A 15,031-nucleotide genomic window follows, 5' to 3' on the forward strand; every position below is an offset into this window, starting at 1 on the left:
TGACCGATTGTTCCAATGTTAACGTGTGGTTTGCTTCTTTCAAATTTTGCTTTTGACATTGCAAATTCCTCCTTTAATTTAAAAATATTATATACATTTATATATTAAAGAAGCTTTAAAAGCTTCTTTAATTATTTATTTTTTTTACCTGCAACTTCTTCTTGGATGCTCTTAGGAACGTCATCATAGTGATCGAATTCCATTGCATAAGTTCCTCTACCTTGAGTTCTTGATCTTAATGCAGTTGCGTATCCAAACATTTCTGATAGTGGGATGAATGCTCTTATGATTTGTGCACCATTTCTTGAGTCCATTCCTTCCATTCTACCTCTTCTTGAGTTAACGTCTCCTATAACGTCTCCCATGTACTCTTCTGGTACAGTGATTTCAACTTTCATTATAGGCTCAAGTAATACAGCATCAGCTTTAGCCATAGCGTTTTTGAATGCCATAGATCCAGCTATTTTGAATGCCATTTCAGATGAATCGACATCATGGTATGATCCGTCGAATAATCTTATTTTGAAGTTTATAACTGGGTATCCAGCTATTATACCACTTTCTGCAGCTTCTCTGATTCCGTTATCTACTGCTGGAATGTATTCTCTTGGAATAGCTCCTCCAACGATAGCATTTTCGAATTCATATTCGCCTTCAGTTGGTATCATTTCTATCTTACAGTGACCGTATTGTCCTCTACCACCAGATTGTCTAGCAAATTTAGCTTCTGCTTCAACAGCCTTTTTGATAGTTTCTTTGTAAGCAACTTGAGGAGCACCTACGTTACACTCAACTTTGAATTCTCTTTGTAATCTATCAACGATTATATCTAAGTGAAGCTCACCCATACCAGCTATGATAGTTTGACCTGTTTCTTGATCAGTCCAAGTTTTGAAAGTTGGATCCTCTTCAGCAAGCTTTGATAAAGCTATACCCATTTTTTCTTGACCAGCTTTTGTCTTTGGCTCGATAGCTATAGATATAACTGGCTCTGGGAATTCCATCTTTTCAAGTATTATTGGAGCTGCTTCTGTACATAAAGTATCTCCAGTAGTTGTGTTCTTAAGACCTATTACAGCTCCTAATTCAGCTGCTTCTAATGATTCAACTTCCTCTCTTGAGTTAGCGTGCATCTTAACAAGTCTTCCGATTCTTTCTTTTTTACCCTTAGTTGAGTTTAATACGTATGAACCGCTCTCTAAAACTCCTGAGTAAACTCTTGTGAATGCTAATCTTCCAACGAATGGGTCAGTAGCTATTTTGAATGCTAAAGCTGACATTGGAGCGTCATCTGAAGCTTCTCTAACTTCTTCTTCACCGTCTAAGTTAGTACCTTTAACAGCAGGTATATCTAATGGTGATGGTAAGTAATCAACAACACCATCGATCATTTGTTGAACACCTTTGTTTTTGTATGATGATCCACAGATAACTGGGATTATTTCATTGTTTATAGTAGCTTTTCTTAAAGCAACTTTTAATTCTTCAAGAGTTAATTCTTCACCTTCTAAGTATTTCATCATTAACTCTTCATCAGTTTCAGCTATAGCTTCGATCATAGCAGCTCTATACTCTTCTGCTTTATCAGCTAAATCAGCTGGAACTTCACCTACTTCTATGTCTTTTCCTAAGTCATCTTTGAAGATTATTGCTTGGTTAGTTAATAAATCAACCATTCCTTGGAATTGATCTTCTTGACCTATTGGAATTTGGATTGCAACAGCATTAGCTTGTAATCTTTCTCTAACTGTGTTTATACAGTTGTAGTAGTCTGCTCCTGTAGCATCCATTTTGTTTACGTATATCATTCTTGGAACGCCGTACTTGTCTGCCTGTCTCCAAACAGTTTCAGTTTGTGGTTCAACTCCACTCTTAGCATCAAGAACAGTAACAGCTCCATCAAGAACTCTTAATGATCTTTCAACCTCAACTGTGAAGTCTACGTGTCCTGGAGTATCGATTATGTTTAATTCATAACCTTTCCAGAAACAAGTTGTAGCAGCAGAAGTTATTGTTATACCTCTTTCTTGCTCTTGAGCCATCCAGTCCATAGTTGAAGCTCCATCATGAGTTTCCCCTATTTTGTGGTTTCTTCCTGTATAGAAAAGAATACGCTCAGTAGTAGTTGTTTTACCAGCATCTATATGTGCCATTATTCCGAAGTTACGGAATTTTTCTAACGGATATTGTCTAGCCATTGTGACTCCTCCTCTCAACGTATAGTGTTTTTAAATTCAACAAAACTGTTTTGGCTTTTAGCCAAAACAGTTTCATTTTATTAATATCTGTAATGAGCAAATGCTTTATTAGCTTCAGCCATTTTGTGAGTATCTTCTCTCTTCTTAACAGCTGCTCCAGTATTGTTAGCTGCATCCATTAATTCTCCAGCTAATCTTTCTCTCATGTACTTCTCGCCTCTTTTTCTTGAAGCTGCAAGAAGCCATCTTAATCCTAAAGTCTGTCTTCTTTCAGGTCTTACTTCTATTGGAACTTGGTAGTTAGCACCACCTATTCTTCTAGCTTTAACCTCTAATAAAGGCATTATGTTGTTCATTGCTTCCTCAAAAACTTCCATAGCATCTCTGCCAGTTTTCTCATTGATTATTTGGAAAGCATCGTAGCATATTTTTTGTGCTACTCCTTTTTTACCATCTTCCATTACGTTATTTATTAACTTAGTAACAACTTTTGAATTGTACACTGGATCTGGTAATACATCTCTTTTTGCAATATGTCCTTTTCTTGGCACTTTTCTTCCCTCCTTAACAATTTTTGTTTAAGTTCATCGGTACTCGACACAACTTAATCGATTGTCGTAAAGTGCTTGCTTCATAATCTATATTTAAACTTCGAACAGTTATTTATCTAAACTTGAAGACATAGCACTTAAACTAAGTTTAAGCAACAATTATTTCTTTTGCTTTGGTTTCTTAGCACCGTACTTTGATCTTCCTTGCATTCTGTTAGCTACTCCAGCTGAGTCTAAAGCTCCTCTTACTATGTGGTATCTAACACCAGGAAGGTCTTTAACTCTTCCACCTCTTATAAGAACAACACTATGCTCTTGTAAGTTGTGGCCTACACCAGGAATGTAAGCTGTTACTTCGTATCCATTAGTTAATCTTACTCTGGCGATTTTTCTTAACGCTGAGTTAGGTTTCTTAGGAGTAGTTGTTTTAACTACAGTACAAACTCCTCTTTTTTGTGGACACTCTTTAAGAGCTGGTGCAGTTGATTTTGATGCTACTGTTTTTCTGCCTTTTCTTACTAATTGGCTTATAGTTGGCATACTTTCACCTCCTGATAAATTATTTAACTATCTATATAAATTTTAGATGTTAACACTCTAATCTAAGATTAATGCTACAGCTGATTTTACATCTATGCCACACATCTCCCCTAGAATTTTCATGTTTTTAACATGTTTTATTTCAATTCCACATTTTTCTGCTAATTCTACCAATGGAGTAACCATTTTATCGTTAGCATTTTTTGCAACATACAAAATTTTTCCTTCACCGTTTTTCATAGCTTTTGTGGACTGTTTTATGCCAATAACTTTTTTTCCTAAAAGTCTGTCTACCATAAGATTACCTCCATTGTAAATAATCATGTAGACAAGTTAATCCCTTAGTACTTTGCTAATCACACAAACTGTATTTTATCATCTAAGAATACTACTGTCAACAAAATTAATCTTATTCTTCAATCTCAATTATTGTTTCAGTCTCTTGATTACTGTTTTCAGTATTTAATTTTAATGATCTATACTTCATCATACCTGTACCTGCTGGAATTAACTTACCAATTATAACATTTTCTTTTAATCCAACAAGAGGATCAATTTTTCCTTTGATTGCTGCATCAGTAAGAACTCTTGTTGTTTCTTGGAATGATGCTGCTGATAAGAAACTATCTGTAGCAAGAGCTGCTTTAGTAATACCAAGAAGAACTATATCTCCTTGAGCTTTTTCTCCTCCAAAGCTTTCAACTCTTTCATTTTCAGCTCTGAAATCGAACATATCAATCATTACACCTGGTAATAAATTAGTATCACCTTGCTCTGTTACTTTTATCTTTCTAGTCATTTGTCTAACTACAACTTCTAAGTGCTTATCGTTGATATCAACCCCTTGAAGTCTGTAAACTTTTTGAACTTCTGAAAGTAAGTATTCTCTTGCACCATCAACACCCTTAATGCTCATGATATCATGTGGGTTAACTGAACCTTCTGTTATTTCATCTCCAGCTCCAATAGCTATACCATCTTTAACTTTTAATCTTGATCCAAATGGTATATCATAGCTATATTCTTCTCCTGAATCAGTAACAACATAAACTGTTCTCTTTTTCTTAGTTTCTTCTATTCTTACAGTACCTGCAACTTCACTTACAATCGCTAATCCTTTTGGTTTTCTTGCTTCGAATAACTCTTCAACCCTTGGAAGACCTTGAGTTATATCTGCTCCAGCAACTCCACCTGTATGGAATGTTCTCATTGTAAGCTGTGTTCCTGGTTCTCCGATTGACTGAGCAGCTACGATACCAACAGCTTCACCAATATTTATTTTATATGATGTTGCCATGTTCATACCATAACACTTAGTACATACTCCAACCTTAGAATCACATGTAAATACTGATCTTATTTTTACTTTTTGAATTCCAGTGTCAGCTATTTTTTCAGCTAAAATTGGATCCATATAAGTATCTTTTGCAGCTAAAAGCTCTCCAGTTTCTGGGTGGAAAACATCTTCTGCAGTATATCTTCCTGTTAATCTTTCAGCTAATTGTTCAACTACTTCTGAACCTTCTTTTATCTCTTCAACGTAAATACCATTTTGAGTTCCACAGTCGTGTTCTCTTACTATAACATCTTGGCTTACGTCAACAAGTCTTCTTGTTAAGTAACCTGAGTCAGCAGTCTTAAGTGCTGTATCGGCGTTACCTTTTCTAGCTCCGTGAGTAGATATGAAGTACTCTAATACGTCAAGACCTTCTCTAAATGATGCTCTGATTGGTAACTCGATGATTTTACCTGATGGACTCGCCATAAGTCCTCTCATACCAGCTAACTGTTTGATCTGTGACTTAGATCCTCTGGCTCCTGAGTCTGCCATCATGAATATTGGGTTAAATTTATCCAAGCTATTCATTAATGTATCCGCAACTTCCTCAGTAGTCTCAGTCCATTTTTCTATAACTCTTTCATATCTTTCATCTTCAGATATAAGACCTCTTCTATACATTTTTTCGATCTTATCTACAGTTTCATCAGCTTCTTTTAATAGCTCATATTTCTTTTGAGGAACTATCATGTCTGAAGCAGCAACTGTAACAGCTCCAATTGATGAATAATGATATCCTGTTGCTTTTATGTTATCAAGCATTATTGAAGTCTTAGTTGGACCATGCTTTAAGTAACATTTATCTATTATTTTTCCTAATGACTTTTTAGTTATTAAGAAATCTATTTCTAAATTGAACATTTCTTCAGGATTTTCTCTATTTACAAAACCTAAGTCTTGAGGTATACATTCATTGAATATTATAAATCCTGGAGTTGTTTTGATTATTCCTGACTTAAGCTCTCCGTCTATTTCTTTAGTAACTTTAACGTTAATCTTAGCATGAATATCAACTTCTTTTAATTGGTAAGCCATTATTACTTCATCAAATGATGCGAAGTATTTTCCTTCACCTTTAGCTCCGTCTTTATCCATTGTTAAGTAATATGAACCAAGAACCATATCCTGAGTAGGTACACAAACTGGTCTACCATCAGAAGGTTTCATTATATTACCTGCTGCAAGCATTAAGAATCTAGCTTCTGCTTGAGCTTCAACTGATAAAGGTACGTGAACAGCCATTTGGTCTCCATCGAAGTCAGCGTTGTATGCTGTACATACAAGTGGATGAAGTTTTATAGCTCTACCTTCAACTAATACTGGTTGGAATGCTTGAATACCTAGTCTATGTAGAGTAGGTGCTCTGTTTAGTAATACTGGATGGTCTGCTATAACTTCTTCAAGTACATCCCATACTTGTGGCATTACTCTTTCAACCATTCTCTTAGCACTCTTTATGTTATGAGCAACTCCGTCTTCAACTAATTTCTTCATAACGAAAGGCTTGAATAATTCTAAAGCCATTTCTTTTGGAAGACCACATTGATACATTTTTAATTCAGGACCAACAACGATAACTGATCTTCCTGAATAGTCAACCCTCTTACCAAGAAGGTTTTGTCTGAATCTTCCTTGCTTACCTTTAAGCATATCTGATAATGATTTAAGAGGTCTGTTTCCAGGACCAGTTACAGGTCTTCCTCTTCTACCGTTATCTATTAAAGCATCTACAGCCTCTTGAAGCATTCTCTTTTCGTTTCTAACTATTATGTCAGGAGCTCCAAGATCTAATAACTTCTTAAGTCTGTTATTTCTATTTATAACTCTTCTGTATAAATCATTTAAATCTGAAGTAGCAAATCTACCTCCATCTAATTGAACCATAGGTCTTAAATCAGGTGGTATAACTGGTATTACATCTACTACCATCCATTCAGGTTTATTTCCTGATGATTTGAATGATTCTACAACTTCTAATCTTCTTATTATTCTAACTTTCTTTTGACCTGTGCTTTGCTTTAATTCTTCTTTAAGCTCAGCAGCAGTTCTTTCTAAGTCTATTTCTGATAATAAAGTTTTTATAGCTTCTGCACCCATTCCAGCTACAAAGCTCTCTTCACCATATTTGTCACACGCTTCTCTATATTCTTTCTCATTAAGAAGTTGTTTCTTTAATAATGAAGTTTCTTTTGGATCTATAACTATATATGATGCAAAATATAGAACTTTTTCTAAAGCTCTTGGTGACATATCAAGGATTAATCCCATTCTTGAAGGTATTCCTTTAAAATACCATATATGAGATACTGGCGCAGCTAATTCAATGTGAGCCATTCTCTCTCTTCTAACTTTAGATTTAGTTACTTCAACACCACATCTGTCACATACAATACCTTTATATCTAACTCTTTTGTATTTTCCACAGTGACATTCCCAGTCTTTTATAGGTCCGAATATTCTTTCACAGAATAATCCGTCTCTCTCAGGTTTTAACGTTCTATAGTTAATAGTTTCAGGTTTCTTTACTTCTCCTCTAGACCACTCTCTAATTTGTTCTGGAGATGCTAACCCGATTTGTAAAGCATCAAAATTATTTAATTCGAACAAGGGTGTGTCCTCCCTTCATAGTTTAATGTGAATTTTTAAGTATCCCCTTACTCTCATGAGCAAGGGAACACTTTATATCCTAGTTAAAATCATCTTCTATGTCTAAATCACTTGTGAAGTCTAATAAGTCTATGTTTTCATAGTCTATTTCTTCATCAATTTCTTCTGCTGGGATGTATGCTTCCCCTTTTTCCTCTTTAGCTTCTTCTGTTGTTGAATCTTCAGTACCTTCCATGTTAACTTCTAATACTTCGATTTCATCATCATCTTCAGCTAATTCTTTGAATTTAACTTCTTGGTTATTATCATTTAAAACTTTAACGTCTAAGCATAAAGCTTGAAGTTCTTTAATAAGAACCTTAAATGATTCTGGCACTCCTGGTTCAGGAATGTTTTCACCTTTAACAATAGCTTCGTAAGTTTTAACTCTACCTACAACATCATCTGACTTAACAGTAAGTATTTCTTGAAGAGTATGAGCAGCACCGTATGCTTCTAATGCCCAAACCTCCATCTCTCCGAATCTTTGTCCTCCGAATTGTGCCTTACCACCAAGTGGCTGTTGAGTTACTAATGAGTAAGGTCCTGTTGATCTAGCATGGATCTTATCATCAACTAAGTGAGCAAGTTTTAAGATGTACATTATACCAACTGTTACTTCGTTATCAAACTCTTCACCAGTTCTACCATCTCTTAAAACTGTTTTTCCGTTTCTATTGTATCCTGCTTTTTCTAAGCAATCTTCTATATCAGTTTCTGTAGCACCATCAAATACTGGTGTAGCAATATGCCATCCTAATGCACTTGCAGCCCATCCTAAGTGAACCTCTAATACCTGACCGATGTTCATACGAGATGGAACCCCTAGTGGGTTTAAGCATATTTGAAGTGGTCTACCATCTGGTAAGAATGGCATATCTTCTTCTGGTAATACTCTTGAGATAACCCCTTTGTTACCGTGACGACCAGCCATCTTATCTCCAACAGATATTTTTCTCTTTTGAGCAATGTAACATCTTACAAGTTCATTAACTCCTGGTGATAAATCATCACCATTTTCTCTTGTAAATACTTTTACATCTACTATTATACCAGCTTCCCCGTGTGGAACTCTTAAAGAAGTATCTCTAACTTCTCTAGCTTTTTCACCGAAGATAGCTCTTAATAATCTTTCCTCAGCAGTAAGTTCAGTTTCTCCTTTTGGTGTTACTTTACCAACAAGAATATCTCCTGATCTTACCTCAGCACCGATTCTGATTATACCTCTTTCATCTATATCTTTTAAAGCATCCTCACTTACGTTTGGAATATCTCTAGTTATTTCTTCTGGTCCTAATTTAGTGTCTCTAGCTTCGCATTCATATTCTTCTATATGGATTGATGTAAATACGTCTTCTCTAACTAACTCTTCTGAGATAAGCATAGCATCCTCGTAGTTATATCCTTCCCAAGTAATGAATCCCATTCTTATGTTTTTACCTAAAGCTATTTCTCCTAAATCAGTTGAAGGTCCATCTGCTAATACTTCACCTTTAAGTACCCAGTCACCCTTAGCCACTATTGGTCTTTGGTTTATACAAGTACCTTGGTTACTTCTCTTGAATTTAAGAAGTCTATAAGTATCAACACCACCATCTAATTCTCTCTTAACTCTTACTTCGTTAGCACTTACATAAACTACTTCACCAGCATTTTTAGCTTTAGGAAGAACCCCTGAATCTACAGCTGCTTTGTATTCTATTCCAGTACCAACTATTGGAGCATATGGTTTTAATAAAGGAACTGCTTGACGTTGCATGTTTGATCCCATTAGGGCTCTTGATGCGTCGTCGTTCTCTAAGAAAGGTATCATTGCTGTTGCAACAGATACTAGCTGTCTTGGAGAAACGTCCATTAAGTCAACATCCTTACTTGGAACTACTAATACCTCACCTTTATCTCTAACAGTTACTTTCTTATCAATAAAGCATCCATTTTCGTCTAATGGTTCATTAGCCTGAGCTACTAGGTATTGGTCTTCCTCATCTGCAGTAAAGTATCTTATTTCACCAGTTACTCTACCTTCTGCTTTATCTACAACTCTATAAGGAGTTTCAATAAAGCCATACTCATTAACTTTAGCATATGTAGCTAATGAGTTTATAAGACCTATGTTTGGTCCCTCTGGAGTCTCGATAGGACACATTCTACCATAATGAGAGTGGTGAACGTCTCTAACTTCGAAACCAGCTCTTTCTCTTGAAAGACCTCCTGGTCCAAGAGCTGATAATCTTCTCTTATGAGTTAACTCAGATAATGGGTTCGTTTGATCCATGAACTGTGATAACTGTGAACTTCCAAAGAACTCTTTTATAGCTGCTGCTACTGGTCTTATATTGATTAATTGTTGTGGTGTTATAGCTTCTTGGTCTTGAATAGTCATTCTCTCTTTAACTACTCTTTCCATTCTTGATAAACCAATTCTAAATTGATTTTGTAAAAGCTCACCAACACTTCTTAATCTTCTGTTTCCTAAGTGGTCTATATCATCAACATATCCAATATTATAAGCTAAGCCAATTTGATAACTTATTGTAGCGAATATATCATCTTTGATGATGTGCTTAGGAATAAGTCTTGTCATATTCTTTTTGATTTCTTCTTTTATAGTTTCTTCATCAGAATAGTTATCTAAGATTTCTCTTAATGTTGGGTAGTGAACTAATTCTCTGATATTTAAATCTGATATATCGAAGTCCACACACTTATGTATATCTACAAAGTGGTTACCAATAATTCTAATTACTCTGTCTTCAACTAAAACATCAACTGAATTTATTCCTCTATTTTGAATTTCTTCAGCATTAGCTCTTGATATTTTTTCACCTTTTGCAACTAAAACTTCACCAGTTAATTTATCTACTATATCTTCTGCTGCTATTTGGTTAGCTATTCTTAAACCAATTGCAAGTTTTTTGTTAAACTTGTATCTACCAACTCTTGATAAGTCGTATCTCTTAGCATCGAAGAATAAAGAATCTATTAAACTAATTGCACTATCAACTGTAGGTGGTTCACCTGGTCTTAATCTCTTATAGATTTCTAATAATGCTTCTTCTTTAGTCTTAGTATTATCTTTTTCTATTGTAGCTTTGAATCTTTCTTCTTCACCGAAATACTCAAGAAGTTCTTGATCGCTTCCAAAGCCCATAGCTCTTCCTAGTATACTTATAGGAAGTTTTCTTGTTTTATCTATTCTTACATAGATAACATCATTTGAATCTGTTTCATACTCTAACCATGCACCTCTGTTAGGTATTACTGTTGCAGAGAACAGTTTTTTACCAGTTTTATCTACATTATAATTGTAGTAAACACCTGGTGATCTTACTAACTGAGAAACAATAACTCTTTCGGCACCATTGATTATAAAAGTTCCTTGCTCTGTCATTAATGGGAAATCTCCCATAAATACCTCTTGTTCTTTTATTTCTCCAGTTTCTTTGTTTTGAAGTCTTACAGCTACTTTTAGCGGTGCAGCATAAGTAGTGTCTCTTTCTTTACACTCTTCAACTGAATATTTTATGTTATCCATATCTAGAGTGTACCCTACAAACTCAAGCACAAGATTTCCAGTAAAGTTTGAGATAGGATTAATATCATCAAAAACTTCATAAAGTCCTGCATCTAAAAACCATTTGTAAGAATCTAATTGAATTTCAATTAGGTTTGGCATTTCAGCCACGTCTTTGACTTTTGCAAAGCTCATTCTCGTTCTTTTTCCAACTTGGACAGGATGTACCATCAACTTTCACCCCTTGTATAAACTAAAATAGCCAAAAGCATACTTTCCCTAAGGACCTATGCTTTCGGATTACATACAATATCATCTTTTTAGTATACCCAATTTTCAATGTAGTATACATAAAATTCATATTCAACTTTATACTATTACACAATAGTACATTTACTTATGGTATCATAGGCAATACCCGTTGTCAATATTCTAAAAAAATTTACTTTAAATTATTTTTTACGCCCAATCTCTTGAGTTAAAAAAAAGAGGCACTACTAAGTACCTCTTTTAATATTTTAAAATTAAGCTTTAATTACTTAAGCTCTACTTCAGCTCCAACTTCAGCTAATTTAGCTTTCATGTCTTCAGCTTCTTCTTTAGCTACAGCTTCTTTTAATGTTTTAGGAGCTCCATCAACTATTTCTTTAGCTTCTTTTAATCCTAAACCAGTTAATTCTCTAACTGCTTTGATTACTTTTATTTTGTTTGCACCAGCATTAGTTAATACTACGTCAAACTCTGATTTTTCTTCTGCAGCAGCACCTGCAGCAGCTCCGCCTACAACAGCAACTGGAGCAGCAGCGCTTACTCCGAATTCTTCTTCACAAGCTTTAACTAACTCGTTTAATTCTAAAACACTCATTTCTTTTATAGCTTCTATGATTTGCTCTTTTGTCATGATTCGCACCTCCGAAATTTTCTTTCCTGTTTTTTAAATTTTTATTTTTATTAATTATTCAGCAGATTCTTCTTTTTTGTCTGCTATTGCACTTAATAAGTATGCAAAGTTTGATAGTGGTGACTTGATACTTCCAAGAAGTTTTGCAAGTAACACTTCTCTTGAAGGTATAGCAGCAAGTTGTTCAGTTTGCTCTTTGTTGTAAACTGTTCCTTCTACTATAGCAGCTTTTAACTCAAGCTTTTTGTTTTCCTTAGCGAAATCGTTAAGGATTCTAGCTGGAGCAGTAGCATCTTCGTAACCGAAAGCTATTGAAACTGGACCTTCTAAGTATTCAACTATTCCATCAAAACCTAATTCTTTTGCAGCTAGAGTAACTAGTGTGTTTTTGTAAACTTTGTACTCAACACCTGCTTCTCTTAAGCTCTTTCTTAAGTTTGTATCTTGTTCTACTGTTAAACCTTGGTAGCTAGCAAGTACAACTGATTGAGCTTTTTCTAATTTCTCTTTTATCTCTGCAACTTTAGCTTCTTTTAATTGTCTGTTTTTGTTCACTGTGTCCACCTCCTCACAGTTTAGTTAACTGCTTTATATAATAAGAAAAGTCTTCCCGTAGACATAGGAAGACTATTATATACACTATAATTGCCCTCGGTAGGTTGTTCTACGTTATGCCTTGCAGCACCTACTGTCTACGGAAACTTTCATTCACTTTTTCAACAAAAATTATTTTAACATGCACTTAAACTTATGTCAAGCACTTTATTAAAATTAATCTAAAACTTTAGCTGGGTTAACTTTAGCTCCAGGTCCCATAGTAGCTGAAACTGAAACTGATTTTAAGTATTGTCCTTTAGCAGCAGCTGGTTTAGCTTTTACTAAAGCATCCATTAAAGCTTTGAAGTTTTCAACTAATTTCTCAGTTCCGAAAGATTTCTTTCCTATTGGGCAGTGAACTATAGCAGTCTTATCTACTCTATATTCAACTTTACCTGCTTTGATTTCTTTTATAGCGTTAGCTACGTCAAATGTAACTGTTCCTGATTTTGGGTTTGGCATTAAACCTTTTGGTCCTAATACTCTACCTAATCTACCAACTACACCCATCATATCTGGAGTAGCAACAACTACATCATAATCAAACCAGTTTTCACCTTGAATTTTTTGTACTAATTCGTCAGCTCCAACGAAATCTGCTCCTGCAGCTTCAGCTTCTTTAGCTTTCTCACCTTTAGCGAAAACTAAAACTTTAACATCTTTACCAGTTCCGTGTGGAAGAACAACAGCTCCTCTAACTTGTTGGTCAGCATGTCTTGGGTCTACACCTAATCTTACGTGTAATTCGATAGTTTCATCGAATTTAGCTTTTGCAGTTTTAACAGCAAGCTCTAAAGCTTCTGCTGGAGTATATAATGCATTTTTATCTATTAATTTTGAACTTTCAATATATTTCTTTCCCATTAATATAATCCTCCTTTGTGGTATTAGCGGTTTTTACCTCCCACCGATTTGAATAAATTATTCTACTACTACTACACCCATACTTCTAGCAGTACCTTCGATCATGCTCATTGCAGTTTCGATTGTTGCAGCATTTAAGTCTGGCATTTTTAATTCAGCAATTTTTCTTATTTGCTCTTTAGTGATGTTTCCAACTTTAGTTCTGTTTGGAACACCTGATCCACTTTCTAAGCCTAATTCTTTCTTTATAAGAACTGCAGCTGGTGGAGTTTTTAATATGAAGCTGAATGATCTGTCTTGATATACAGTTATTACAACTGGTATTATTAAGCCAGCTTTATCAGCAGTCTTTGCGTTGAATTCTTTACAGAATCCCATTATGTTTACACCGTGTTGACCTAAAGCTGGTCCTACTGGTGGTGCTGGTGTTGCTTTTCCTGCAGGAAGTTGAAGTTTTATCATTCCTGTTACTTTCTTAGCCATGAGTTTATTCCTCCTATACTGTGGTAATTATCGGACTTCCGCCCTCCCACTTGATCGAGACGTTAGTCTGATTTTTAATCTAATTTTTCTACTTGATTAAAATCTAGTTCAGCTAGAGTTTCTCTACCGAACATATCTACTAAGGCTTTTATTTTGCCTTTTTCAACATTTATTTCTTGGATTATAGCAGCAAAACCACTTAAAGCTCCTGAAATAATGTTTATAGTTTCTCCTACCTCCAAGTCGATATCCATAGCAGTTTTCATTACTCCCATAGATTCTACCTCTTCATCGGTAAGTGGTACAGGTTTTGACCCTGGACCTACAAATCCAGTTACTCCTCTTGTATTTCTTACGACATACCAAGATTCATCTGTCATAACCATGTTTACTATAACATATCCTGGGAATTTTTTCTTTAAAGTAACTTTTATCTTACCATCTTTTTCTTCTGCACTCTCTTCCATAGGAACTTGAATGTCTAAGATTAAAGATTCTAAGTTTCTGTTCTCTATAGTCTTCTCAAGATTTGCTTTAACTTTATTTTCGTATCCTGAATATGTGTGTACTACGTACCATCTAGCTCTATCACTCATATCATACCGGTGAATAAAATCACCAAACCTCCTTTATATTATTTAAGTCCAAACACTAACTCAAAGAGGTTCTTAAATACAAAATCCATTACTCCTATTAAAGCAATAGATATTACAGTAAATACAATTACTGCAACAATGGCCTTTTTAGCTTCTTCTTTTGGTGGCCAAGTTATTCTTTTGATTTCAGCCTTAACCCCTCTAAAGAACTTTGTTATACCAAAGCCTCTGCTTTGTTCATTTACATTTTGCTTTGCAGCCATAAATTCACATCCTTAACACCATAATAATGTATTAGAATTTTTCTATCCAAAACACTACTTAGTTTCTCTGTGAAGAGTATGAGTCTTACAGAATTTGCAGTATTTTTTCATCTCTATTCTATTAGGATCGTTTTTCTTGTTTTTCATAGTGTTGTAGTTTCTTTGCTTGCACTCAGTACATGCTAAAGTTACTTTTACTCTCACGTTCAGCACCTCCAGTTTTGTTGTATATTAAAAGTAGTTCTATCTACCAATACACTGCTAGTTAATTACTAAAATACATTATCATAAATATACACAAGTGTCAACAAACGTTGGCTATGTAAAGGACTAGGTTATTTAACCCAGTCCTTATTATGATAAACTATATGTTATTTTGCTTAAAACTACTCGATTATTGAAGTAACAACTCCTGAACCTACAGTTCTTCCACCTTCTCTGATAGCGAATCTTAATCCTTCATCCATAGCGATTTCTGTGATTAATTCAACTTCCATGTCGATGTGGTCTCCAGGCATAACCATTTCCATTCCTTCTGG

General features: G+C 34.9%; 13 protein-coding genes, 1 pseudogene and 1 other annotated feature. All 14 genes and pseudogenes read right to left on the reverse strand.

Features of this window, described 5'->3' with window-relative positions; translation table 11 throughout:
• Nucleotides 1–131 precede the first annotated feature (131 nt).
• Nucleotides 132–2,198: an elongation factor G gene (gene fusA, locus QP548_RS16410; RefSeq protein WP_003452179.1), complete on the reverse strand. Its 2,067-nt coding sequence runs from the start codon at nucleotides 2,196–2,198 to the stop codon at nucleotides 132–134.
• 80 nt (nucleotides 2,199–2,278) lie between these two features.
• Nucleotides 2,279–2,749, reverse strand: coding sequence for a 30S ribosomal protein S7 (gene rpsG, locus QP548_RS16415; RefSeq protein ID WP_003452182.1), 471 nt, complete (start codon nucleotides 2,747–2,749; stop codon nucleotides 2,279–2,281).
• A 159-nt stretch (nucleotides 2,750–2,908) separates the two neighbouring features.
• Nucleotides 2,909–3,289, reverse strand: coding sequence for a 30S ribosomal protein S12 (gene rpsL / locus QP548_RS16420; RefSeq protein WP_003452165.1), 381 nt, complete (start codon nucleotides 3,287–3,289; stop codon nucleotides 2,909–2,911).
• A 57-nt stretch (nucleotides 3,290–3,346) separates the two neighbouring features.
• Nucleotides 3,347–3,586 carry a ribosomal L7Ae/L30e/S12e/Gadd45 family protein gene (locus QP548_RS16425; protein ID WP_003452175.1) on the reverse strand — a complete coding sequence of 80 codons (240 nt, stop codon included), beginning with the start codon at nucleotides 3,584–3,586 and terminating at the stop codon, nucleotides 3,347–3,349.
• A gap of 112 nt (nucleotides 3,587–3,698) precedes the next feature.
• Nucleotides 3,699–7,235, reverse strand: coding sequence for a DNA-directed RNA polymerase subunit beta' (rpoC, locus tag QP548_RS16430; RefSeq protein ID WP_003460614.1), 3,537 nt, complete (start codon nucleotides 7,233–7,235; stop codon nucleotides 3,699–3,701).
• 79 nt (nucleotides 7,236–7,314) lie between these two features.
• Entirely contained in the window at nucleotides 7,315–11,019 is a 3,705-nt protein-coding gene (rpoB, locus tag QP548_RS16435; RefSeq protein WP_003460611.1) for a DNA-directed RNA polymerase subunit beta, read from the reverse strand.
• A gap of 304 nt (nucleotides 11,020–11,323) precedes the next feature.
• Nucleotides 11,324–11,689: a 50S ribosomal protein L7/L12 gene (rplL, locus tag QP548_RS16440; RefSeq protein ID WP_003452170.1), complete on the reverse strand. Its 366-nt coding sequence runs from the start codon at nucleotides 11,687–11,689 to the stop codon at nucleotides 11,324–11,326.
• A 54-nt stretch (nucleotides 11,690–11,743) separates the two neighbouring features.
• Nucleotides 11,744–12,244 (reverse strand): 50S ribosomal protein L10, encoded by a 501-nt coding sequence (rplJ, locus tag QP548_RS16445; protein WP_003452177.1) that lies wholly within the window; start codon nucleotides 12,242–12,244, stop codon nucleotides 11,744–11,746.
• A 34-nt stretch (nucleotides 12,245–12,278) separates the two neighbouring features.
• Nucleotides 12,279–12,405, reverse strand: a sequence feature (ribosomal protein L10 leader region).
• A gap of 55 nt (nucleotides 12,406–12,460) precedes the next feature.
• On the reverse strand, nucleotides 12,461–13,150 hold the full coding sequence (rplA, locus tag QP548_RS16450; RefSeq protein WP_003452172.1) for a 50S ribosomal protein L1: 690 nt from the start codon (nucleotides 13,148–13,150) through the stop codon (nucleotides 12,461–12,463).
• Between the two features lie 57 nt (nucleotides 13,151–13,207).
• A complete protein-coding gene (gene rplK / locus QP548_RS16455; protein WP_003452181.1) occupies nucleotides 13,208–13,633 on the reverse strand; it encodes a 50S ribosomal protein L11 in 426 nt (141 codons plus the stop codon).
• A 74-nt stretch (nucleotides 13,634–13,707) separates the two neighbouring features.
• On the reverse strand, nucleotides 13,708–14,229 hold the full coding sequence (nusG, locus tag QP548_RS16460; protein ID WP_003452167.1) for a transcription termination/antitermination protein NusG: 522 nt from the start codon (nucleotides 14,227–14,229) through the stop codon (nucleotides 13,708–13,710).
• Between the two features lie 38 nt (nucleotides 14,230–14,267).
• Nucleotides 14,268–14,492, reverse strand: a complete 225-nt coding sequence (secE, locus tag QP548_RS16465) for a preprotein translocase subunit SecE (RefSeq protein WP_060795040.1) — start codon at nucleotides 14,490–14,492, stop codon at nucleotides 14,268–14,270.
• Nucleotides 14,493–14,546: 54 nt separating this feature from the next.
• Nucleotides 14,547–14,696, reverse strand: a complete 150-nt coding sequence (rpmG, locus tag QP548_RS16470; RefSeq protein WP_003482374.1) for a 50S ribosomal protein L33 — start codon at nucleotides 14,694–14,696, stop codon at nucleotides 14,547–14,549.
• Nucleotides 14,697–14,878: 182 nt separating this feature from the next.
• Nucleotides 14,879–15,031 (reverse strand): annotated as a pseudogene (locus tag QP548_RS16475) (elongation factor Tu); the annotation flags it as partial.

This window comes from Clostridium sp. UMB9555A, from assembly GCF_030222355.1.
Classification (GTDB): domain Bacteria; phylum Bacillota; class Clostridia; order Clostridiales; family Clostridiaceae; genus Sarcina; species Sarcina perfringens.

What these genes read in the sequence shown, in the direction of transcription:
- fusA (WP_003452179.1), bottom strand. Translation starts at nt 2,198, where the DNA reads ATGGCTAGACAATATCCGTTAGAAAAATTCCGTAACTTCGGAATAATG.
- rpsL (WP_003452165.1), bottom strand. Translation starts at nt 3,289, where the DNA reads ATGCCAACTATAAGCCAATTAGTAAGAAAAGGCAGAAAAACAGTAGCA.
- QP548_RS16425 (WP_003452175.1), bottom strand. Translation starts at nt 3,586, where the DNA reads ATGGTAGACAGACTTTTAGGAAAAAAAGTTATTGGCATAAAACAGTCC.
- rpoB (WP_003460611.1), bottom strand. Translation starts at nt 11,019, where the DNA reads ATGGTACATCCTGTCCAAGTTGGAAAAAGAACGAGAATGAGCTTTGCA.
- rplL (WP_003452170.1), bottom strand. Translation starts at nt 11,689, where the DNA reads ATGACAAAAGAGCAAATCATAGAAGCTATAAAAGAAATGAGTGTTTTA.
- rplA (WP_003452172.1), bottom strand. Translation starts at nt 13,150, where the DNA reads ATGGGAAAGAAATATATTGAAAGTTCAAAATTAATAGATAAAAATGCA.
- rplK (WP_003452181.1), bottom strand. Translation starts at nt 13,633, where the DNA reads ATGGCTAAGAAAGTAACAGGAATGATAAAACTTCAACTTCCTGCAGGA.
- nusG (WP_003452167.1), bottom strand. Translation starts at nt 14,229, where the DNA reads ATGAGTGATAGAGCTAGATGGTACGTAGTACACACATATTCAGGATAC.
- secE (WP_060795040.1), bottom strand. Translation starts at nt 14,492, where the DNA reads ATGGCTGCAAAGCAAAATGTAAATGAACAAAGCAGAGGCTTTGGTATA.